Genomic DNA, 23,379 nt, shown 5'->3' with positions numbered 1-23,379 from the left:
ACCGCTTGTGACCAAACTTCGCGGTGAGACCGGCACGAAAGCCTCGGCCTCCCCGGAAATCGCTGAAGTGGATAAGGTGAAGAACGTCCCGGCGATTCTCAAGGCCCGTACGACCCGAAGCGAGCCCCCGTCCGATGAGCGATTTGACCACGCCCCCGCCAATCGAATTCCGCAAGCAAACGCTCGCCAACGGCCTCGACGTCATCGCCAAACGCCGGCCCGGCCTCCCCACGGCCGCCGTCAACCTGTGGTACCACGTCGGCTCCAAGGACGAAGAACGCAATCAACGCGGGTTCGCCCACCTGTTCGAACACATCATGTTCGAGGGATCCGAGCACTACCCGGGTGATTTCTTCAAACACCTGCAGCCCCTGGGGGGCAGCGTCAACGGTTCCACCTCGACCGACCGCACCAACTACTTCGTGGACCTCCCCGCCGTCCACGTCGAGCGGGTCCTGGCGATGGAATCCGACCGCATGGGCTGGCTGATCCCGGCCCTCGACGAGAAGAAGCTGAACATCCAACGCGACGTCGTCAAAAACGAGTACCGCCAAACCCACGCCAACCGCCCCTACGGTCAGGCCTGGCGCATCCTTTTCGAAGCTCTCTATCCCCCCCAACATCCCTATTCGTGGATGACGATCGGGGTGATGGAGGATCTGGACTCGGCCTCGCGTGACGACGTGGCGGCGTTTTTCCGCCGCTTCTACGTCCCGGCCAACGCCAGCCTGGCGATCGTGGGAGACGTTCCCGAGGACGAGGCCTTCGCGATGGCCGAGCGTTACTTCGGCCCGATCCCCGGCGGGGCCAGGGCGTTGCGGCCGTGGACGCCGCCCGTCAAGCTCGCCGCCTCGCGCGAGTTGGAGTTGATCGACCGGGTCGAGATGGACCGCGTCTATCTGATCTGGCACACCGTCCCCCAGTTCCACGAGCGCGACGCCGCCCTCAGCCTGCTGGGCGACGTCCTGGGCCGCGGCCGGTCCAGCCGGCTCTACAAGAAGCTGGTGCTGGAGCGTCAATGGGCGCAGGACGTAACGGCCTACCAGTCAGGACGAGAACTCGCTGGGACCTTCGGGCTGATCGCCACGCTGCGGCCGGGGGCCTCCATGGCCGACGTCCGCAAGCTGCTGTTCGACGAGGTTGAGGCGATCGCGACCGAGGGCGTGACCGACGAGGAGTTGGAACGCGTCAAGACGATCAAGGCGTCGGCCTTTCTGTTCGCGCTGGAGAACGCCGGCGGATTCGGCGGCGTGGCTGACCGGCTCAACGCCTACAACGTCTACTGCGGCGACCCTGCGCGGATCACCACGGACCTGCAACGATTCCTGGACGTCTCGCTGGTGGACGTGCAGGAGGCGGCCGTCGACTACGTTCATCGCAAGCCGTACGTCGCCCTGAACGTCTTCGGCCGCAAACCGGCCGTCGGCGGGGTCTCCAAGGTGGACCGGGCCACGCCTCCTCCCGCCGGCAAGCCCGCGACGTTCCGGGCGCCGAAGCCCGAGGTCTTCACCCTCTCCAACGGCCTGCCGGTCTGGATCCTGCCGCGACGCGACCTGCCGACGGTCTCCCTGACCGTGGCGATGCGCGGCGGCGGCGCCCTTCAGCCGATCGACCGTCCGGGGCTGGCCGATCTGACGGCGTCGATGCTCGATGAGGGGACGAAGAAGCGCTCGGCTGAGGCGATCGCGTCCGAGATCGAGTCGATGGGGGCGGCGATGTCGGGCTCTTGCGGGTGGGATGGAGCCTTCGTCTCGCTCCGCTGCCTGAAGTCGATCCTCGACCGGACGCTCGACCTGGCCGTCGACATCCTCCGCGAGCCCGCATTCCCGACCGAGGAGTGGGACCGCCTGCGGGGACGAACCGTCGACGCCCTCCGCTCCGAGCGAGACTCGGCGGACGCGCGTTGCCATCGGGCCCTGATGAAGACGCTCTATCCCGAGGGCCACGCCTATCGCCACCCGCTCGACGGGGTGGAGCAGGTCGTCGCCGGGCTGGACCGCGAGGAGGCCGTCGCCTTCCACAAGAAGCACCTCGGGCCGTCGCAGGCGGGGGTGATCGCCGCGGGGGACGTCGATCCGGACGCCCTGCTGAAGCTGCTGGAGGCTCGCCTGGGCGACTGGCGGGGCGAGCCGACGACGCTACCGACCATCACCGCGCCGCCGCTCGGCCAGAGGCCGCGGATCCTTTTGCTCAACCGCCCTGGAGCGCCTCAGGCCGTGGTGCGGTTCGGCCACGTCGGCATCGCCCGCGACGACGAGGACCACGACCGGCTGATGCTGATGAACCAGGTCCTCGGCGGCCAGTTCACCTCGCGGCTCAACGAGAAGCTCCGCGAGGAGCGCGGGTTCACCTACGGCGTCCGCAGCAGTTATGACGCCCGCCGGGGCGCGGGTCCGTTCGCGATCTCCGCCTCGCTGCAGGCCGACAAGCTGACGATCGCCTTCGACGACGTCCGCCGCGAGTTGGACGCCCTGCTGTCGGATCGTCCTCCCACGAAGGAAGAGATCGACGACGCCCGCCGGTCCCTAATCGAGGGCCACGCGCGGCACTTCGAAACGCCGTCGGCCCTGGTGAAGCGCTACGCCCACCTGTTCATCCACGACCTGCCGATGGACGACCTGGTGAACTTCCCCGAGCGGCTGCTGGACGTCGACCTCCCCTCGATCATCGCCGCCTCCCAGCGCCGGCTCGATCCGCACGCCCTCGTCGCCGTCGTCGTGGCCGACGCCGAGCACGTCCGCGACCAGTTGGAAGCGGTCCCCTGGGCGGGGCTGGAGATTATTGAGGATTGATCGGCTCGCGCCGAAGTTGGACGGCGATTGAAGTCCCCTCTCCCGCCGGGAGAGGGTGCCGCGTAGCGGCGGGTGAGGGTCGTTGGATTTCGGGGGGCATATCGGGTCGGGACTCGCTCGATCCGAAGCGCAGCGACCCTCACCCGGCCCTTCGGGCCACCCTCTCCCGGCGGGAGAGGGAACCTGGACGCTCCTCGGCCGTTGGCCCTCTCACCGCACGCCCGACGTCGACACCTGCGATCGTCCCAAAGCGATCGAACCATCGGGGCGGGGCCTCGCCAGAAGGCGGGGCAGCGCGATCTGCTCGAAGAAGGCGTAGTTGGGTTGCTCGAACTTCTTGACGTGGTCGGCCAATGATTCATTGGGTCCGAGGTGGGCGAAGTCCATCATCGGCAGCGTGGACGCGGCCGACTCCCAGGCCGGTTTGCCCTGGTACATGAACTTGATCTTGCTGATCTGCGGGCGGACCTTGAAGTTGTCGGTTCGGAAGCCTCGGCCGAAGGTGCGGTAAGAAATCTCCTGCTCCTTGCCGGGCTCGACCGAGGGGGCCAGCGTCAGCGCCGCGCCGGGCGCGACCTTCACCTGCATCTGGGCGAGTTTCTGCGTCAGGGCGTCGACCACCTGCTGACGTCGAGAGGCGTCGGGGATGCCGTTGGGGTCGATGGCGACCGTCGCGCCTTCGTTGAAGACGAAGAAGTTGGGGTCGGCCAGCGCCTGCTTGAGCGTCTGCAGCGCGCCGGGCTGCGGGAGTTTCGCCGGCACGACGGCCCCGGTCTGGTTGGGTCGCGAGGGGAGCAGGAACCAGCAGAGGCCGTCGCGACCGCCGACGACCGCGTCGGCCCCGTCGTACTCCCAGAGTCGCACCTGGCTGTCGACGTCGATCAGGTACTTGTTGGCGACCAGCACGTGATCGTCGTCGCTCCAGGCCGGCGGCGTGTTGGGGCCGACGGCGATCGGCGTCAGCATCAGGTCGCGATGGAGCGATCCGTCGGCCGTGTTCCAGACGGACATCGTCGAGCCGGCCAGACAGGCGAGCCGCTTGCCGGAGGGGCTGAACGCCAGGGCCGGCCAGGGGTTGTGCTTGGAGGGGAGAGCCTGCACGGCGGCGACCTGCCCGCCGTCGACGTCCAGCACGCCGATTTTGCCGTCTCCGACGAACGCCAGGAACTTGCCGTCGGGCGAGACGGCCGGCGTACAGGCGTCGTCGACGTGGAGCGCCAGCGTAGGCCGGACGCCGTCCAGATCCCAGAGCACCAACCTCCCCTTGCCGCCAAGCGTCGCGAACCGGTTCGGACCAAGGAAGGCCGCCCACTTCACGTCGCGCTCGCCCCCCTGCACGTCGCTGTAGGGGACCATCTTCCAGGCCTTCACCAGCGAATCGGACGTCAGAGTCCACAGTTCAAGGCGGTCGGAGTTGCCGAAGCCGAATTCGTCCCGACGCATCAGCACCTGATCGCCGGAGTCTGACAGGGCGAGCGGCGCCATCAGGCCCTCGGTCTTCGCCGAGCCCAACGGCCTGCCCGACTTGAGGTCGAGCAACACCACGCGCGTCGTCCCCGGCTTGGGATTGTCCATCGTGTAGCCGACCAGCGCGTGCGTCGCCGGGGCGTTCACGACGAAGCCCTTGCGGCGCTCGAAGAAGTCGCTCGTCGGCGGCACGGCCACGGCACGGGGGCGGAAGTCGGCGGCCGGCGCGGGGGCCGCGGCCACGTCGACCTTCCAGGCGCCGTCAAGCGGCAGTGCGGCGAAAGGAGCCGCCGCGACGTCGGCGCGGATCTCCGAGGGCTCGCCCCCGGAAGCTGCAGTCGCCCGGGCGGATGGCGAGGGACTCGGCAGCGCAGCCGCCCGTGAGCCCAGGCGTCCGTTCATCGCGCCGGCTGCGGGGCGAGAGGCGGGGGCGGAAGCGGAGGCCGCCGGCTTGAACGGGTCCTCGGCCGCCTTGGGCTTGAACGGGTCTTCCTCGGCGAGTTTCTTCTGCAGGTCGGCCACGTAGGTTCGATCGGCCGAACAGAGCTTATCCAGTACGACCTGCATCTCCGACCCGTCGGGCTTGCGGAGGACGACCTTCTCCCCCTCGACGCCGACGTAGCGGGCTTCGAGCTTGAAGCGACCGCTGACGTCCTTCCAGGTCCGCAGCTCGGGCTCGTCTCCGATCGCGGCCGTCGAAGCCGTCAACGCCCACGCCAACGCGCACCAGGCCGCCGCGCGACCGAAGCATCCGCCCATGGTCGACCCCCGAAGCAAGGAGAGGAGATCGACGCCTCCGAACGTCGGTCATCCGGAACCCGAATCGGGAGGTGTCGATGCGTTGAGGCTAACCGCAAGACCTCCCTCCCGCAAGCGTGCATCGCCGAATCGTGGAGGCCGTCCAGGCGCGGTCGCGGCTCAACTGGCTCTCGTCACCTTCAGAAAATCCTGGTCGCACGACCACCGATAGCGGCCGTCCGGCTGTTTGAAACGCTCTTCGACGTAATCCGCCAGGTCGTCCCAGGCCGGAGGCGAAGGCATGGGGAGCGAGTTCAGGACGAACTCGCAGATCTCGCAGGCGACGTCCAGGCTGGGCGCCTGAATCTGGGCCGGGACCGTCTCCACGCGCGTCTCGTACTGGTCGCCCTCGGCCTCGGTCGCCCGGCGAAGCTCGTCGAGGTCGAACCGGCCGCCGATGAAGTGGTCGACCATCCGCATGCAGTCGGTCGCGGGGTTCTGAAGCGCGACGGCCAGCACGCCCCCCGGGGCCAGCCAGTTCTTCATCGTCCGCAGCGTCGGATCCCACTGGGCGCGGGGGATGTAGTAGAAGACGTGAGAGCACAGCACGAAGTCGGCCCGCGACGACGGCGACGCGGCAGTGATCACGTCTGGAATCACCAGGACGCCCGGACAGGCTCCCCGAAGCTCCGCGACCAGCGACGGGTTCGGCTCGATGGCGACCACCGACTCGAACTGCGGAACGAGCCACCTCGTGAGCGTCCCGCTGCCTGCGCCGGCGTCGATCCCGACGGATCGGCTGGGAAGCGAATCGACCTCGCGATTCAGCCAGGCCATGGCCTTGTTCTTCTGGTCTGTGTGATCCAGAAAGGCCTGGAACGCCCGATGATACTCCGGGCTGTTGGACGCGAACGACCGAACGCGACGCGGCTCCGACATCACGAGTCTCCAGAAGACGGCGCGGGGGCGGACGCCGACGTCCGCCCCCTGATCGTAAGGCCGTGACGAATCAACTCTAGCTCTTGCTCGCGTTGACGACCGGCTGCGTGCCGCGGTCGGAGCAGAGGACGACCAGCAGGTTGCCGATCATCGCGGCCTTCTTGTCGTTGTCCAACTCGACGATCTTCTGGTGCGAGAGCCGGTCCAGCGCCATCTCGACCATCCCCACGGCACCCTCAACGATCTTCTGCCGGGCGGCGATCACCGCCGACGCCTGCTGGCGCTGGAGCATCGCGTGGGCGATCTCCGGCGCGTAGGCCAAGTGGCTGATCCGGGCCTCCAGCACGTCGACGCCCGCCTGCACGAGCCGGTCCTGGATCTCGGTCTTGAGATGCTCGGCGACCTCCGCCGTGTGGCTCCGCAGCGCGATCTCTCCGTCGACGTGCGGGTCGTAGGGATAGTTCAGGGCGAGGTTGCGTAGGGCGGCCTCGCTCTGGACGTGGACGAAGTCGGTGAAATCGTCGACGTGGAAGAGGGCCTCCGCGGTGTCGACGACCCGCCAGACGACCACCGCCGCGATCTCGATCGGGTTGCCCGCCAGGTCGTTGACCTTCAACCGCTCGCTCTCGAAGTTCCGCACCCGCAGCGAGATCCGACGCTTGGTGTAGAACGGATTCACCCACCGCAGGCCGGGCTCACGAACGGTCCCCCGGTAGTCGCCGAAAAGTTGCAGGACCTTGGCGTCGTTCGGCCCCACCGTGAACAGCCCGGTGAAGATGAAGATCGCGGTCACGACGGACGCCACGGCGAGAACGGCCCATCCACCCTGCCCGCTCGCCGCCGCGACGACCACGAGCAGCACCGCCAGGCCCAGCAACCCCAGGCCCAGCGACAACATCCCCGCGCCGGACTTCGGGACGATCAGCATCTCGCGCATCTGAATCGTCGGCTTCGGCTTGCTCTCCCATTCGGCGTCCATCGTCGGATTCCCTTGTCAGCTAGAAGTTTCGAAGCTCTCCCTGTCGCACGTGTGTTCGCCGGCGGGCCGTCGGTATTGAAGGATCCGTCCGCTTCCACGACCGTTCCCCGAACGCGTGGAGCCGGCCGGCTCGACGAGTCGACGTCCGGCGATCCCCCGAGTCCCGCCTCCACAATAGCCCGCCGAGCCTCGTTCCACGAACCTTCGTACTTCCGTGGCGTTTAGACATCAAGGTTTGACGCCGCGAGGTTTTCCTGCGACGATGTTCCCCAAGAGAAGCCTATGTTTCGCGAGTTCAATGAAGGCCGGGAAAGTCCGGCTGTCCCGATCGTCCGCCGTGCTGCTTCCTCGCAACGTCGGACTCGGTTTCGCCTCGTCCTCGGAAGGGTTGCATCAACGCAGTCGTGACGATGTCACTGGCTCGTCTGGGATTGAACCTGCGCTCGAATGACTCGAGGTGCTCCGTGACCGTCAAGAATCTGGCGAAAGCCTCATTGATCGGATCGTCACGCCTGATCGGTCGATACGTCCCGTTCTCGGCCGACGAGCTTCGGACGGTTCCGCGCGAGCTCGTCCCGTTCGAGGGCGATCTCCCCAGCGACTGGGGCCACGTCCACGCTCAGGAAGCCAGGCGGTTCGTCGTCCCGCGCGTCCCAATGCACGTCAACAACCTCCTCTACACGCCCGAAGGGATGGCCTGGGCGGACGGCCGGCTGTTCGAGAAGTACAGCATCCGCAAGCCGTCGCTCCGAGAACTGGTCCGGAAGCCCTCCGCTCGACGCGCCCGGGTGATCGACGAGGCCGTCGTGACCCAATCCGAGACGCCTTACACCTTCGGCGATTGGACGAGCCAACTCCTGATCTCCATCCTCAATCGCTACCCCCTCACCGCTCCCCTCGTCCTGCCGCTCCGCCTCTATGAGCGCAGCTTCGTCCGTCGAGACCTGGAACGGCTCGGCATCGAGGTCATCCCGGCGGACGTCGATCTCCGCATCGGTCACGCCCTGGTCCTCCCCCGGACCCGGCCCGAAAACGCCTTCACGCCGGCCGACATGCGCAACTTCCAGCGCGCCTTCCAGATCGACGCCCCCACGCCCAGGCCGGGATCGATCGTCTACCTCTCTCGCGAAGGCGAAGCCTCGGACTCCTTCGAAAGACGCTATCCCAGCCGTGAGGTCGCCGAGATCGTCCGCGGCCTCGGCGGACGCGTCGTCATGGCGCGCGAGACGTCGCTCGACGAGTACATCAGGCTGGCCGAGCATGCCGAGACGGTGGTCGCCGATCACGGTTCGGCGATCTGCAACATCCTCTACTGGAAGCCGAAGCGGGTCGTCGAATTGTTCAGCACCGCGTGGTGGAACCCCTACTTCCTGTTCTTCGCCCACGCGCACGGCGTCCCCAGCTACCGCCTGATGAATATCGACGACGACTCCCACCTTTCCGAAAGACTGGCGGAGGCACTGAAAGCCCGCTCGCTTCAGTCCGTGGCCTGACGACGAGACGCGTGGAACACCGGAACTTTCCCGGCGCCCTCGTGAAACCTTCGCGGGTCGGCTTCATAATGGGGTCCTGCTTTTCTTCCGCCCGGACGACCCCCGCCGACCCGACAGGAGGCTTTCCACCATGCCGATCCGCCTCGTCCTCGCATTCACCGTGATCGCCCTCGCGGCGATCCAGGCCGCCGTCGCCCAGCAAGCGCCGAACGCCCCCGCCCCCGGCGCTCCGAAGAACCCGACGGAAACCGTCGTCCCCGCGGAAGCGAAGCCGGCCGCCGCGCCGGCCGAGAAGGCCCTGCAAACGGCGACGGGCTTCGTCTTCCACGACAAGAACGGCGACGGCCGACGGAACGAGGGCGAGCCCGGCGTCCCGGGCGTGCGGGTCTCCAACGGCCGCGACGTCGTCCCCACCGACGCGACCGGGAAGTACTCGCTCCCGGTCGACGACGACACCATGCTGTTCGTCGTCAAGCCCCGGAACTGGATGACCCCCGTCGACGGCGACAACCTGCCGAAGTTCTACTACAACCACAAGCCGGCCGGCTCGCCCAAGGTCCACTTCCCCAGCGTCGCGCCGACCGGCCCGCTGCCGGCGTCGGTCGACTTCGCGCTCGTTCCTCGCGAGGAGCCGGACTCGTTCAAGCTCCTCCTCTTCGGCGACACCCAGCCCCGCGACGTGAAGGAGGTCGAGTACATCACCCACGACGTGATCGAACCGCTGATCACCGCCGGCAAGCACGGGGCCGTTCTGGGGATCACCCTCGGCGACGTCGTCTTCAACGACCTCTCGGTCTACCCGCCGCTCATCAAGTCGGTCGGCCTGCTGGGACTTCCCTGGTACAACGTGCTGGGGAACCACGACATGAACTTCGACGGAACCGAAGACCGCTACTCGGACGAGACCTGGGAACACTACTTCGGCCCCTCGTACTACTCGTACAACCACGGCCCGGTCCACTTCATCGCCCTCGACGACGTGATCTGGGTCCCCGCTGATCCCAAGGACAAAAAGGCCAAGGGGAAGTACCATGGCGGCCTGGGCGCGAAGCAGATGGAGTGGCTCCGCAACGACCTGGCGAGCATCCCCAACGACCAGCTCGTCGTCCTGACGATGCACATCCCGATCACCGAGATCGAGGAACGGCCCGAGATCTACAAGCTGCTGGCCGCCCGGCCGCACTCGCTGTCGATCTCGGCCCACACGCATACGCAGGCGCACAAATTCCTCGGCTCGGAAGAGGGCTTCCCAGGCGGCGGCAAGCACCACCACCTGATCCACGCCACGGTCTGCGGCTCGTGGTGGTCGGGCGCTCCGGATGAGAACGGCATCCCCAACGCCACCATGTCCGACGGCGCTCCCAACGGCTACTCGATCGTCACCTTCAACGGCCCCAATTACGACGTCGAGTTCCACGCGGCCCGCCGTCCCGCCGATCACCAGATGAACATCTACACGCCCGAGGAAGTCGCCGTCGAGGCCGTCCCGACGACCGACGTGGTCGTCAACGTCTTCGCCGGCTCCGAACGCGAGAAGGTCGAGTACCGCCTGGGCGAGTCGGGCGAATGGCGGACGATGGAGCAGGCCCGCGGCGAAGACCCGTACTTCGTCGCCATGAAGAAGCTCGAAGAGGGCCCCACGCCCCCTCCGGGCCGCAAGCTCCCCGCCGCCCACAAGTCGACCCACCTCTGGCGTGCGAAGCTGGCGACCGCCGCCCCAACCCCCGGCACCTACCTGGTCCACGTCCGCGCCACCGACATGTTCGGCAAGACCCACGTCGACCAGCGGGCCGTCCGGATCGTCGCCGCGTCGCCGTCGACGCCCGCGCCGGCAACGACGCCGGCCGCCGGCAACTGATCTGGTTTGTGACCGTCAAGGCCGCGTGCAGCGGCCTTGACGGTCACCAGTCAATCGTCTTCATAGACATAGAGCACGCTCATGCCATCAGTCTCGCGACACATGGCATGAAAGCAGAGGATTAGGTGCTCCTGGAAGTAGACGAACAGGCCGAAGTCGTTGATGAACAGGTCGTGAAAGCAAGCTCCCCGCCGCTCGGCTATCAACTCAAAGCAATCGACCTCGCATACCCTGTCGAAGAGCCGCCATCGGCACGATTCCGTCCGACTCCCGTCGGGCGAGGCAACCTCGCCCATTGAGTCGGCACGCCGAGTCGCCAGGCGCCATCGCACCTCTGGCTCCTCGGGCCATATCCTCAGCTCCATCCCATTGTCGAACAGGAGACTCCACTCACGGAGCGTCCAGAACGCATCGACCAGACGAGTTCCAGCCAATCGTTCCGCGTCTCGTCGGGCGGCGGGCAGGAGGGGATGAGAGGAAGCACGCGCGATGGCCGCCCGAAGATCCGATTGGTGAAACACCTTCTCCCTCGGATACGGCCTGATCGCGATCGGTTCTCGCACTCGAAGCGTCCTCCGCTTCCACCAGGTCGAGCCGCGCTTTGACGAGTTGTCGGACATGGCGGCCCTGCGCGTCCCTCCCGGGAGTCACAACGGCACGCTCGGCAAACCTGGCCAGAGCGATTCGACCGCGGCGGTCGCCGATCGGCTCCGTCAGGGCCGCATGCGGCGAACCTGACGACTGAACATGCGGCGAAAGCTCCCCCAGAGTCCGTGCCGCTTCACGGATTCGACGACGGGGTCGTTCCGAAAGAGCAGTCGGAGCCTCGCCAGGGGCCTGAGACGACACCAGCGGTCGACCAGTTCCAGGGTCGCGTCGAAGTCGGCGATCAAGGCTTCCATCACTTCGAGCCGCGTCCCGGTCCCAGCCGCCAGAAATTCGGCCTCGGGCCAACGGTCTCGCCCCAGCGCGCGTCGCTGAGACTCGGTCAGGAAATCCGCCAGGCGCTCGGCGACCGGCAGCAAGGTCCTTGCCTGATCGCCCAACTCGCGAGCTCGGAGCATCGCCATGATGCTGATCCCGCCCTTGCTGCGACTCAACTGGCGCAAGGTCGCGAGGTATTGATCGAACGTCAGCCCCGGCGTTTGGTGCATGACCCAGGCCATCGTGCGTGGTCCCGGCGTGATGTGAAGCCTTTCCCAGACGCGCTCACTAGCAATATAGCCACCGACAAGCCGCAGGCGTCAGAAAGCGAAAGCAACGCCGCCTCCATGCGAGGAATCGGCGTTTCTTCTGGGCCGTTCGGAACCATATTTCTTTAGAGACATACGCCGCCGCGCCTTTCGACCGCGTGATAAGGCACGAATGCGAACCTCGCCGCCTCGCGAAAGCAGACGAACGAAGCCGACATTGATTCCGCAACGACTTACCCCATTGATCTTTACGACGAACCACTCCTGGCAGTCAAACCCAATCGAAGCCGCGCTCGGGGAGAGTGCCGGCGCATCGGTCGTCGATGCCGACAGCCTGGCGACGGAACCGGGGCCGTCGACCGGCGTGGGAGGACCGCTCGACCATCACCGACCAAACCTGGCCTTGCCCACCTTAACGACTGCTCAGCCCATCAAGTCGGCTCAACGAAAAGCGACGACCGAAGCCAATACGTCCGCCGCAAAATCCTTTTCAGAAATCAGTTACATCGAAATCGCCTTCGCATTCAAACCCAATCGAAGCCGCCGTCGGTTGATCTTCTCCGATTTCGGGGGGCCGGATAGGATTCGCGGTTCAAGGAGTCTGGAGGCGGTGGCCCGAGTACAGGGAGGTCTCGGCCCGATGGAAAGCCGGCGAGGATCGCGGTGGGCGTGGGGGTTGGTCCTGGGTGCGTTCCTGCTCGGGTCGTCGGTCCAATCGACGGTCGGCCAGACGATCGAGGAAGGGACGCTCGTCGATGAGGCCAAACCCGAGGCCGCGTCGCTCCACGACGATTTCGAAGGGCCGAGCGTCGCCTGGCGACGCGAGCACACCGACACCAACATCAACCTGTTGGCCCAGGAAAGGTCCGACCGCGCCGCCCACGACGGCGGGAAGTCGGAGCGGTTCGCCTTCGAGGCCGAGCCCGGCAGCGAGTTCTTCGTCAGCTACCCGCTGCCGAACGTGCCGATCACCCCGGAACTTGAAGCGGCCCTGTACGTTCGGTCGAACCGGGCAGGGGTCCAACTATTCGTCCGCGTGGTGCTGCCCAAGGACGTCGACCCGGCTAGCCGGGCGCCGTCGTTCGTGCTGGTGCCGGGGACGAGCTTCGACCAGGTCGACCGCTGGCAGCGGCTGACGGTCGGCAGCCTGCCGCCGTTGGTGGAGCGCCAGGCCCGAGTGCTGCGGGCGTCCTCGAGACGGCCGGTGCCCCTCGAAGGGGCCTACATCGACTGCGTGGTGGTCAATCTGATGGGCGGGCAGGGGGGGGCCGAGGTCTTCCTCGACGACATGACCGTCGGGCCGGTCTCGCCGGCGACCGCCGCCTCGTGGAAGCCTCCCGGCGCTGCGCCGGCCAGAGCCGCCGTCGCTGCTGCGAACGTCCCCGCCAGTTCTCCGGCCGCCGCGGCCGACCCCGAGTCGCGACCGAAGTTCGACCGGATCCGGCTCGACGGCGACCGTCTCCGCCGCCTTGGCGAGGACGGCCGCCTGCGCGACTGGTTCCCGACCGCCGTCGACGCTCCCGGGGCCGACGTCACCGAGTTGAGGCGCTACGGCTTCGACGTCCTGGCCGACTCCTTCGACGCCGACAAGGATCGCTTGCAGGAGGCCGTCGAGCGGGGTTTCGTCCTGATGCCCAGGCTCTCGCGTCTCGGCCCCGACGACGAGGACGACCGTCGCCTGGCCGAAGTCCGCGAGTTTCCGTTCGCCGACTCCGTCGCCTTCTGGGATCTCGGCCGCGATCTGGGACGGAACCGCGAATCGAAGGTCCGCGAGGCCGAGCGGAAACGCACGCAGAAGCTGATTCGCGACATCCGCTCGCTGCCGCCGACGGCCTCACGATTGACGATCGGCGAGGTCCGCGGCGAACTGCCTCTCTACGCGCGGCTCCCCTCCAACATCGACGGGATCGCGATCCCGACCAACCACTGGGCCGCGGCTCAGGACCAGACCGAGTTCTACCGGTACCTCCTCCAACGCCGCGACCTGACCGCCAAGGCCCACACCGGCCAGCTCTTCTGGGCGACGATCCCGACCGCGGCCTCGCCGGCGTTCCAGCAGGCGATCTGGGGCGAAGCTCCGCCCCCCGCGTGGGGCGTCCCTCGGCCGCTGCCGGAGCAGATCCGGGCGATGGCCTACATGGCGCTGGCGACCGGTTACCGCGGCCTCATCTTCCAGGGGGACGCCGACCTCACCCGTCCCGCGGGCCGGCCTCAGCTCATCGAGACGGGGTTCCTCAACGAGGAGATCGACCTCGCTGAATCGATCTTCGCCCGGGGCGTCGATCCCTATCCGCTCTACCCCGTCTTCGACCCATACCCCTCCGAGCTGCCCCCGGTGGGTTCCACGGCCGGGACGAAGGTGAGGCTGGTCAAGGAATACGCGCCCAAGCCCAACTACAAGGCGGCGGGGATCGACTTCGACAAGCGGCGCGGCGTTCTGCTGCTGCTCCAGGACTTCTCGCCCGACGTCCAGTTCCAGCCGCCGCAGCTCGCGACGCGCGACCTGATGGTTCGCGCCTCGCTGGGCGAGGGGTGGGAGACGTTCGAGCTGAGCCCCGGCGGAGTCGATGTGCTGGCCCACAAGCGAGTCCCGGGGGGGACCTTCATCAACGTCCCCGAGTTCGGCGGGACCTCGATGATCCTCTGCACCGGCGACATGGAACTGAAAGAACGCCTGGAAATGGCCATCAGGCAGGCGCGGCCGACCGCCGTCGCCTTGGCCATCGAACAGGCCGAGTTGATGTACCAGCAAGTCGCCGACGTTAACGGCCGGCTCGCCGCCGACGGCGTCACCATCACCACCGAGGAGAACGCTCGCCAGCACCGAGCGCTCGGTCTGAACAAGCCGATCGATCAGGCCTCGCTTCTGCTGACGCAGGCCCAGGCCAGCATCCAATCGGCTCGCGACGCCCGAGACCGCGAGGACTTCGCGCTGGCCTGGAAAGAGGCCCGGCGCGCCCATCGACCGCTGCGGATTCTGGCCTCCGCCCACTGGGAGGTCGCCGTGAAGGCGTTCACCAAGGCCGTCGCCCTGGCCCACGCCGAGCCCGACCCGACCATCCCCCGGGACGACAAGGATCCGCCGCCGCCTCCCGGCACGCGCTCGATCATCGAGCCGACCAACTGCCCGCCGCTCACGACGTTCGCCACCCTGCCGGAGTTCTACGTCTGGCTCGACTGGATCAGCGGCAAGTCCGGATACAAGTTCGGCCCGAACCGGGTCCCCTCCGGATCGTTCAACGATCCCAAAGCGATGAAGGCGGACGGCTGGCAGGACATGAGCTATCAGACCGATCGGGTGACCGCCAACATGGCCGTCATCCCGCCCGACTACAACTACGTCGGCGGCGGCCAGGGCAACAAGGCCGTCTACATGAACGCGACCCCGGTCGACGCCAAGGAGTTGGAGACCACCCTGCCGCCGTTCGTCGATCACCCGCTGGTCGCGATCCGATCGCCGGTCGTGAAGGTGAAAGCCAACAACCTCATCAAGGTGTTCGTGCAGGTCCGGCGGCCGGTCGCCTCCGCCGCCGGCGCCGGCGGGATCATCGTCCGCGACTCGATCGGCGGCGAACAGCTCCAGTTCCGGACCACCGACGGGATCGCCAACTGGTCGCGGGTGATCCTCTACCGCAAGGCCCCCGTCGACTGCGACTTCACCGTCACCCTGGGCATCGCCGGTTACGGCCCGGCCTGGTTCGACGACTTCCGCGTCGAGCTGGTCGAGCAGTCGGGCCCCGCCCCCAGGGGCGACCTCGTCGAACAGGCCCCCGAGGCCAGGCCCGAGTCGGAGCCGGCGGCCGAGTCGACCGTCCCTGAACTCGACGCCCCCCGCGAGGCCCGCGTCCCACGCCTACCCAATCCGGGGCTCCCCGCCACCGCCGAGATTTCCCCCCGCCGCTGATCGACTCACACGCGAAGGTCGCCCGCCCGAGGGCTGGCGACCTTCGCCGTGGACGTCGACCGCGAGATCAATCAGCGTCCGCGGGGCCGTCCGATCAGGCGGACTGCGACTGTCCGCCTGGCCCGATGCAACACGGATTCGACGTAAGCCTGGAAACGGAGCGACGTCGTCTGGGCCTTGCCGGCAGCATAGGTCACGGCCGGCGAATCGCCTGCGTCGGCCAGGCTGCGGTAGTCGAGCCGGGCGACGAAGTCCGTCCCCGGAACGCCCTGGCCCGAACCATCCAGCGCAACGCCCGTCACCCCCGCAACCCCGTTCGGCGACTGGGCGTCAACCACCAGCCGATAAGATCGATGGAGATTCAGCCGCTGTGACGGATAAATCGTGACCACGTTCGATGCGGAGTCATACACCGCGTGGGAAACCGAAATCAGGCGGCCGGCCGAATCGTAGATCCGATAGTTCGCAGCCCGGGCAGCCGAGGTTGGATCGAGCGCCGAGTCAAAGGTCAAAGCCAACGTCGTCGCCGCGGCATGCACGCCGTAGCGGCTCAGGCCGACGACCTTCGGCCCCGCCAGGGCGACCTCGATCGCTGCAGTTGAGGAAGACCCACCGCCGGAAAAGACCGCACGATAGGCATGCGTTCCAGGAGCCGGAACGCCCACGTCGAACGTCGCAACTCCATCGACCAGCGGCACGACGCCCAGGATCTGATCGCCGTCGTAGAACGTCACCGTCCCCAGCGCCGACGGAGCCGATGGATCAACGGCGGCGGACGTCGCCGTCAGAACAGTCGTGCCGGCGGACGAGGCTGATGCAGTCAGGCTCGTGGTCGTTGCCACCTCGCGGACCACTACCGTCGCCTCGGTCGTCGAGGCCGTCGGCGCGTAGTTGGCGTCTCCCGAGTAGACCACCCGCAACCTGTGCGTGCCGAGGCCGAGCGACAGGCCCGTCAACGTCGCATGCGAGACCACCGTGGGCGTCCCTCCCCCCGCCTGCGCCGCCGGGCCGGGCTGGACGACCGCCTTGCCCAGATACGAGTCCCCCTCATAGAACCAGACGTCGCCCGTCATCACGGCCCCCCCCCACGAGGGAGCCGTCAGTGTGACGGCCACCGAGGCGTCCTGGCCCAGGAAGATGTTCGGAGACGAGGTCGACACGACACCCACGACGGCCTCGTTGCGACCGATCGTCGCGATCGTCGGCGCGGTCGCGAAGGCACGGAAGTAGGCGTCTCCTTCGTAGGCCGCCCAGATCGAGTGCGATCCCGTGGAAAGGCCGTAGGTCGAGAAGACCGCCCTGCCGGAAGCGTCCAGGGATGCCACGCCGATCCGCGTCGCGCCGTCATAGAACGCGACTCGCCCCGTGGCCGTCCTGCCCCCCTGCGGGGCCACCACGACCGTGTAGGTCGCCCCGCCGCCGTAGTCCGGCTCCAAGGCCGGCAAGACCACATCGCCCGTCGGCGTCATCTTTATCGACAGAGCGACGCTCGCCGACCACCCCGAGTCGTAGACCGAGTCGCCGATCGGGACGTACAACGCCCGTACGTTGTAATGCCAGCCGGCGGCCAGGCCCGACGTCGTAAATGACGCCTCCCCGCCGGTCAGGGCGACCGTCGCCAGCAGGGTCGGCCCGTCGTAGAACCGCACTTCGCCGGTCGCCGCGACGCCCACGCCGGGCGCGGAGACCGTCGCCGTGAAGGTCACCGCTTGGCCGACCAACGTCGACGATGAGGAGGTCGCCAGCGCGACCGTCGACGACGCGCGACCGACCTGCCAGGTGTATGGGATAAGGGAAGAAGCGCCGTTCCCGTCCGTCACTTGAATATGAAATGTGAACGACCCGGTCGCCGGGGGCGTGCCCGTCAGCACTCCGTTCGCGCCCAGCGTGACCCAGGCCGGAAGGTCGGTCGAACCGAACGTGTACCCCGACCCTGAACCGCCGGAACCGACCAGGGTCGTCTCGAAGCCTACACCCGCCGTGGGTGCCGGCAGCGACCCCAGATTCGTCCCCAGGGCGGATTCGACCTGGATCGGCACCGCGATCGACCTCGTTGATCCGTCCGAATCGATCACCGTGACATGGGCGACGTAGGCGCCCGCGGGCCCCACGGCGGTCCCGGTGATCAGGCCCGACGTGGCGTCGATGGTCAACCCTTCGGGCAGGTCGGTCGAGGAGTATCCATAGCCCGACCCAGCCCCGCCGGTCGCCTCGACCTGATGACTGTAGGGGACGCCCACCACGGGGTTCGGCGCGGGCAGCCCCACCCCCAGGCCGATCTCGTCGTTGATGTTCAGGACTCGGTTGATGGTGACCGTGCCCCCCTCGTCGTCGGTCACCGTGATCGTCAAGTCATGGGGACCGCTGGTCGTATCCCCGATGGTTCCGGAGATCAGTCCGTTCTCGTCGACAGTGAGGCCGGGGGGCAGCCCCACGACGCTGTAGACGTAGCCCGAGCCGGATCCGCCCTGGACCGTGATCTGCTGCGAGTAATGGCTGCCGATCGCGCCGGCGTGGAAGTCGTCGGCGATCTCCAGCGGCCCGCGGAGAGTGAGCGTCCGCGTGACGACCCGGACGTTCCCGGCCGAGTCCGTGATCGTCAGCGACACGGTGTAACCACCAGGGGTCGCCAACGCCGACGGCGTACCCGAGAGGGTGCCGTCGGAAGCGACGGTCAGGCCGTCGGGCAAGCCGGTGGCCGAGTAGGTATAGTCCGCCCCCGACCCGCCGACGGCCGCGAACAGGACGCTGTAAGCGTCGCCCGTCCTCGCCAGCGGCAGAGTCGAGGGGGCCGTGTCGATCGCCTGACCAACCGTCAGGGTGATCGTCTTCGAGGCGTCGGGAGAGACGCCGTTGGCGGCGGAGACGACGATCGAGTACGTTCCCTCCGAGCCCACGGCCGGCGTGCCGGAGATCGTGACGGCGCCGTCGCTCCCGATGACGTAGGAAACTCCGTCGGGCAAGGTCCCGGAGACCTGAACTACGGGATCGGGAGTCCCTGACGGGGTGACCACCAAGGAGTTCGCGCTCCCCACGGCGAAGACGGCCGAACTGGGGCCGGCGATGGAGGGCGAGGTCGTGAGAGGCTGGGTCTGAAGCGCGCCGAGATCGAGCGCGCCGGCGTAGACCCGGGCCCGGCCGCGTTGATCGGTGCCTAGCATGTTGATCGAGACGTCGCCGGCGCCGAGGACCGGGCTGCCCGACTGGGGTGCCATGGTCATCGTGGGGCCGGTGTTGTCGGCCAGGGCGCCCAGCATGGGATCGCCGGAGATCGTGGACGTCCCATCGAAGGAGACGGCGAGACGGATCAGGTTGTACGAGCCCGTCGACGTGCTCGTCCCGCCGTTGATGTCCAGGCCGCCCTCGAAGTCCGCGACCGTCGGCGCGGTCGAGCCCGAGTCCCCGAGGATCGAGTTGGCGATGGCCGCCGAGGCCGTCGCCGAGACGCCGTCGGCCATGCTGACGACGGCCAGGCCGTGGTCGGCCGTGTTCAGGGAGAGGGTCGAGCTGAGGATGGTCAGGGAGCCGTTGTAGTTGAAGACTGCACCGCCGTAACCGGAACCGGCCTGGCCGCCGCTCCCCCAACCGACGCCGCCGGCGCCGCCGATCGCCTGGTTAGCGGTGAAGGTGGAGTTCTCGATCGTGACCGTGCCGCCGTTGTTGAAGACGGCCCCTCCCATCCCCGCGCCGCCGCCGCCGGGCCCGGTATGGTTGGTGCTGTTGTCGCCGTGACCGCCGCCGAAGCCCCCCGCGCCGCCCTCGCTTCCGCCGTTGCTGCCGATGGCGCCGCCGCCGCCGCCGCCGAAGCCCCCCGCGCCGCCGCCGGCACCGTAGAGGCCGCCGCCGCCGCCGGCCCCGAACCCGCCGTCGCCGCCGCCGGGGCTGCTGTAGTCGGCGGTCGTTCCACCGCCGCCGCCGCCGCCGAACCCTCCAGCGCTCGTGGCCAACCCCGACATGCCCCGGGCCGATGATCCGCCGGCACCGCCGCCGCCGCCGTCCACGCCGTCGCTGCCCGGGGCCGCGGAGATCGCCGTGCCGCCGGTGCCGCCCATCCCCGCGTCCGTATCATCGGAGTTCGGAGCCGCCCCGCCAATCCCGCCGCCGCCCATGAACGATCCGCCAGACCCCGTGTAGGAGCCGCCGGCCCCGAACGCACTGCCGCCGCCAGTCGCAACTTCATAATTCGGCGAGCCGTTGGCCGTGGCGATGTTGCCGCCGCGGCCGCCTTGGGCCACGTTCTCGACAAACGTCGAATTCCGGATGACCAACGTCCCCTGGTAGACGTAGATCGCCCCGCCCATCCCCGCGCCGCCGCCGCCGCCGGCGCTGAGGCCCGTCGAGTCGCCGCCATGGCCTCCCTGGGCCAGACCGTCGGCGAGGGTGACGTTCTGGAGAGTCAGCGACGCCCCCGACCCGACGGAGAAGATCCGCCGCGCGTCGTCCCCGCTGATGGTCAACCCCTTCGCCGCGCCCGCGTCGATCGTCACGTCGTCGTTCGTGATGGTCAGGGCCGTCGCCCCGAACGCGAGGTCCGAGCTGTTCGTGGTCAACGTGATCGTCTGACCCGCCAGACTGGAGTCGAAGACGATCGTGTCGGCCTCGGAGTTCCCGGCCGCTGTAGCGATCGCCGCTCGCAGCGAACCCGGGCCGGAATCCAATGCCACGGTGACTGGGATTACAGCCGGGACGGCCCGATCTTCAAGAAACTCCATGGATGGACGACGCCCACGCTGGGGGCCAGTCAATCGACGAAGCCGACGTCCGCGACGAGCACGATTCGACAGATCCATGATGCAACCTCGGAGGGCAAGTCGAGATCCATGGCCCCTCAAACCGAGAATCGAGCCATAGAAAAACCGATCTGCAATGATCGGCCATATTGAACCTCTAAGACCTCGAGATGCCTGCTGCAAACTCCGATCGTCAGAGTTCTTTCAGCCCAGGTGAACAAATCCACCGGAGTCGACGTTCGAAAGGGAGAGGGCCGCATCCCGGCTCAATCCCATCCGAAGCCCATTTCGAGAGGGTGGGTCCTGGCGCGCGCCGCTGCGTCGTTGACAGCCGGGCTCTGAGATGATGCACTGGCTTGCCCCTCGAACTGGAAGTCGAAGCAGCGTCCCGGCGTTGTGCTAGACTTGCCAACATTCCGCGCCCTCCAGGGCGCGGCGGCCGGGGGGACCGAAATCCCTAGGTCGGCGGAACTTTTCACCCTCGCCACGCATCGAAAAGGGTGCGGATCGAGGAATGGGGCTTCCGTCCCGGTGGAAAGCCGGCCTTGGGCATCTCGATCCGCTCAGTCCGTCGCCCGATCTCTCGAACCGAAACCAAGACCCAATTCGACGATAGGGCGGGCCGACCCCGGTCGGGATCGGCGTTCGTCCCCGATTCGACCGACTCGACCTGTAGAGGAGTCTCACCTCATGGCGAAGATCCAGTCCGTCTGGGCGATCGACATCGGCCAAGCCGCCCTCAAGGCGCTCAAGCTGACCCCCGGAGCGGACGCCGAGCACGTCACCGCCGAGGCGTTCGACTTCATTGAATATCCCAAGCTCCTCAGCCAGCCGGACGCTGAGCCCGAGGAGTTGGTGCGTGAGGCCCTCGCGACGTTCACCGATCGCAACGATGTGAAGGGATGCAAGGTCGCCATCGCCGTCCCCGGCCAGGCCGGCCTGGTGAAGTTCATCAAGCTCCCCCCCGTCGAGAAGAAGCGGATCCCCGACATCGTCAAGTTCGAGGCCAAGCAGCAGATCCCCTTCGACCTTAACGACGTCGTCTGGGACTACCAGCAGATCGGCGACGAGGACGAAGAAGCGGGCGACGACGAGTTCACCATGGCCGAGGTCGGCCTCTTCGCCATGAAGCGGGACCAGATCGCCCGCGCGATCTTGCCGCTGACGGTGGCCGGGATCGAGGTCGACATCGTCCAGATGGCGCCGATCGCCCTCTACAACTACATCACCTACGACCAGATCAAGGGGAGCGGGTCGAAGGATTCGGTCGTCGTCCTGGACATCGGGGCCGACAACACCGACCTGATCATCACCGACGGTGCCCGGATCTGGCAGCGCAACGTGCCGATCGGCGGCAACCACTTCACCCGGGCCCTGACGAAGGAGATGAAGCTCACCTTCGCCAAGGCCGAGCACCTGAAGCGGAACGCCACCAAGGCCCCCGACCCTCGGGCCATCTTCACGGCCATGCGCGGCGTGTTCAACGACTTCGCCAGCGAAATCAACCGCTCGATCGGCTTCTATTCGAGCATCAACCGCCAGGCCAAGATCCGCAAGGTGGTCGGCCTGGGCAACGGCTTCAAGCTGCCGGGCCTCCAGAAGTTCCTCCAGCAGAACCTCAACCACGAGGTCGAGAAGGTCGACGTCTTCCAGCGGCTGGAAGGCGAGGAAGTCAAGGGCGCCCCCCAGTTCCAGGACAACCTCGCCTCGTTCGCCGTGGCCTACGGCCTGGGGCTGCAAGGAGTGGGCAAGTCGGCCCTGCGGACCAACCTGCTGCCGCCCGAAGTTGAACGCGTCCGGTTGATCCGGGCCAAGAAGCCCTGGGCGCTGGCGGCCTCGGCCCTGATCATGCTGGGCCTCAGCGCCCTGTTCGTCCTGGGCGACTACCGGGCGCTCGCCAAGGTCTCGACGGTCCAGTACAACTCGGCCGTCGACCAGGCGAGCGGCGTCTCCAAGAACGGAGCCCAGATCAAGAGCGGCCTCGACGCCGCCAAGGGTGCCTGGCAGGCCAAGTACGACGAGGGCAAGGCGCTGATCATCGACCCCTCCAACAAGGGGATGTGGCCGGCCTTCCTCAAGACCATCAGCGGCTACTTCCCCGACCCCGTCGCCGACTACGGCCTGAAGCCCAACGAGCCCAAGGACGAGTACAACATCGAGAAGGTGACCGTCCATATCGACCGGATCATGCCGGTCTGGCGGACCGACCTGGCCACCGAGTGGTTCGACGACATCCAGCCGATCTACAAGAACCTCATCCACCCCTACGACGCTGCCAATCCTCCCAGCGGCGAGGGCTGGGTCGTTCAGCTCGTCGGCCACCACTACAACCCGTATCCGAACGCCGAGCAACTCCGCCTGCCGATCACCGACCCCCGGCGGATCGACCTGGGCCCCTACGAGTTCCTCGTCCGCAGGGTGCTCCGCAAACTCAACTCGCCGTCGCTGCGGCTCTACGGCGTCAACCACGTCGCACTGGCCTGGATGAACATCGACAAGAGCTGGACCAGCGACAAGGGCGCCAACAACAACAACCTGGCCAGCCGAAGCGTCCCGCTCCTCGACCGCGCCGCCCCGCCGGCTGATGAGTCCGGCGGCGGCATGGGGGGTGAGATGGGCATGATGATGGGGCCCGGCATGATGGGCTCCGGCATGATGAGCGGCAAGATGGGGGGCATGATGGGCCCCGGCATGATGGGCGGCATGGAAGGCGGGATGATGATGGGGCCCGGCATGATGGGCTCCGGCATGATGGGCCCCGGCATGGGGATGCCCGGTGGGATGGACGCCGAGGCCAAGAAGAAGATCCGCACCCTCACCCGTACGGACTTCCTGATCCAGTTCGTCTGGCAACCCCCGGCCCCCAGCGAGGAAGACGCGACCAAGACTCCCGAGGAACTCCTGGAAGCTCGCAAGGCCCAGCTTCAGGACATCATCGGCAAGATGAACGAGGCCGAGAAGGCGAAGGCCGGGTCCATGACGATCCCAACCGAGGCCGACGTCGAAAAGGCGTCGTCCAAGCAGTCCGACGCCATCGACACTGCCATCAGCAACGCTTTGAAAGCTCCGGCCGCCAAGGGAGCCGCCCCCGCAGCTCCTGGCGCCGCCCCCGGCGCACCGGCGGGCCCGGCCGCTCCGGCGGCTCCCGGAGCTCCGGCCGCCCCTGGAGCCGCCGTCCCCAAGTCATAAGCTGACGCGACAGGCCGCCCCCCTCCCATCTCCCGGGAGGGCGTCGGCGGCCCGGTCTCGGCTTCCTCCTTCCACGGTCCCGAACGCCACGAGGCTC

The 23,379-nt window shown here is 67.5% G+C and carries 11 protein-coding genes; 5 read left to right on the top strand and 6 right to left on the bottom strand.

Going from position 1 to position 23,379, the window contains the following annotated elements; genetic code table 11:
* Positions 1-134 precede the first annotated feature (134 nt).
* Complete coding sequence (locus G5C50_RS13900) at positions 135-2,792, top strand: M16 family metallopeptidase (RefSeq protein WP_165070306.1); 2,658 nt, start codon at positions 135-137, stop codon at positions 2,790-2,792.
* Positions 2,793-3,002: 210 nt separating this feature from the next.
* On the opposite strand, the gene G5C50_RS13895 is transcribed toward G5C50_RS13900, so the two are convergent.
* The 3 genes from G5C50_RS13895 to G5C50_RS13885 form a co-directional block, all read right to left on the bottom strand.
* The gene (locus tag G5C50_RS13895) at positions 3,003-5,018 is read right to left on the bottom strand and encodes an SHD1 domain-containing protein (protein ID WP_165070303.1); all 2,016 of its coding nucleotides are present in this window, start codon (positions 5,016-5,018) and stop codon (positions 3,003-3,005) included.
* 159 nt (positions 5,019-5,177) lie between these two features.
* Complete coding sequence (locus G5C50_RS13890; RefSeq protein WP_165070300.1) at positions 5,178-5,936, bottom strand: class I SAM-dependent methyltransferase; 759 nt, start codon at positions 5,934-5,936, stop codon at positions 5,178-5,180.
* 76 nt (positions 5,937-6,012) lie between these two features.
* Entirely contained in the window at positions 6,013-6,873 is an 861-nt protein-coding gene (locus G5C50_RS13885; protein ID WP_165070522.1) for an SPFH domain-containing protein, read from the bottom strand.
* Positions 6,874-7,379: 506 nt separating this feature from the next.
* Here G5C50_RS13885 and G5C50_RS13880 point away from each other — a divergent pair.
* Both G5C50_RS13880 and G5C50_RS13875 read left to right on the top strand, forming a co-directional pair.
* Positions 7,380-8,408: a glycosyltransferase 61 family protein gene (locus tag G5C50_RS13880; protein WP_165070298.1), complete on the top strand. Its 1,029-nt coding sequence runs from the start codon at positions 7,380-7,382 to the stop codon at positions 8,406-8,408.
* A gap of 130 nt (positions 8,409-8,538) precedes the next feature.
* A complete protein-coding gene (locus tag G5C50_RS13875) occupies positions 8,539-10,266 on the top strand; it encodes a calcineurin-like phosphoesterase C-terminal domain-containing protein (protein WP_165070295.1) in 1,728 nt (575 codons plus the stop codon).
* Between the two features lie 50 nt (positions 10,267-10,316).
* Here the strand turns inward: G5C50_RS13875 and G5C50_RS13870 are convergent, their stop codons facing one another.
* Positions 10,317-10,472 (bottom strand): hypothetical protein, encoded by a 156-nt coding sequence (locus G5C50_RS13870; protein ID WP_165070292.1) that lies wholly within the window; start codon positions 10,470-10,472, stop codon positions 10,317-10,319.
* A gap of 507 nt (positions 10,473-10,979) precedes the next feature.
* Positions 10,980-11,420 carry a hypothetical protein gene (locus tag G5C50_RS13865; protein WP_206107696.1) on the bottom strand — a complete coding sequence of 147 codons (441 nt, stop codon included), beginning with the start codon at positions 11,418-11,420 and terminating at the stop codon, positions 10,980-10,982.
* A gap of 679 nt (positions 11,421-12,099) precedes the next feature.
* Between G5C50_RS13865 and G5C50_RS13860 the strand changes: the two genes are divergently transcribed.
* Positions 12,100-15,363: a hypothetical protein gene (locus G5C50_RS13860; protein ID WP_165070287.1), complete on the top strand. Its 3,264-nt coding sequence runs from the start codon at positions 12,100-12,102 to the stop codon at positions 15,361-15,363.
* A 71-nt stretch (positions 15,364-15,434) separates the two neighbouring features.
* Here the strand turns inward: G5C50_RS13860 and G5C50_RS13855 are convergent, their stop codons facing one another.
* A complete protein-coding gene (locus G5C50_RS13855; protein ID WP_165070285.1) occupies positions 15,435-20,075 on the bottom strand; it encodes a beta strand repeat-containing protein in 4,641 nt (1,546 codons plus the stop codon).
* 708 nt (positions 20,076-20,783) lie between these two features.
* On the opposite strand from G5C50_RS13855, the gene pilM reads away from it, so the two are divergent.
* Positions 20,784-23,282 carry a type IV pilus assembly protein PilM gene (gene pilM, locus G5C50_RS13850; protein ID WP_165070282.1) on the top strand — a complete coding sequence of 833 codons (2,499 nt, stop codon included), beginning with the start codon at positions 20,784-20,786 and terminating at the stop codon, positions 23,280-23,282.
* Positions 23,283-23,379 lie beyond the last annotated feature (97 nt).

This window comes from Paludisphaera rhizosphaerae (genome assembly GCF_011065895.1).
Classification (GTDB): domain Bacteria; phylum Planctomycetota; class Planctomycetia; order Isosphaerales; family Isosphaeraceae; genus Paludisphaera; species Paludisphaera rhizosphaerae.
This window is presented reverse-complemented; position numbering and strand designations above follow the sequence as displayed.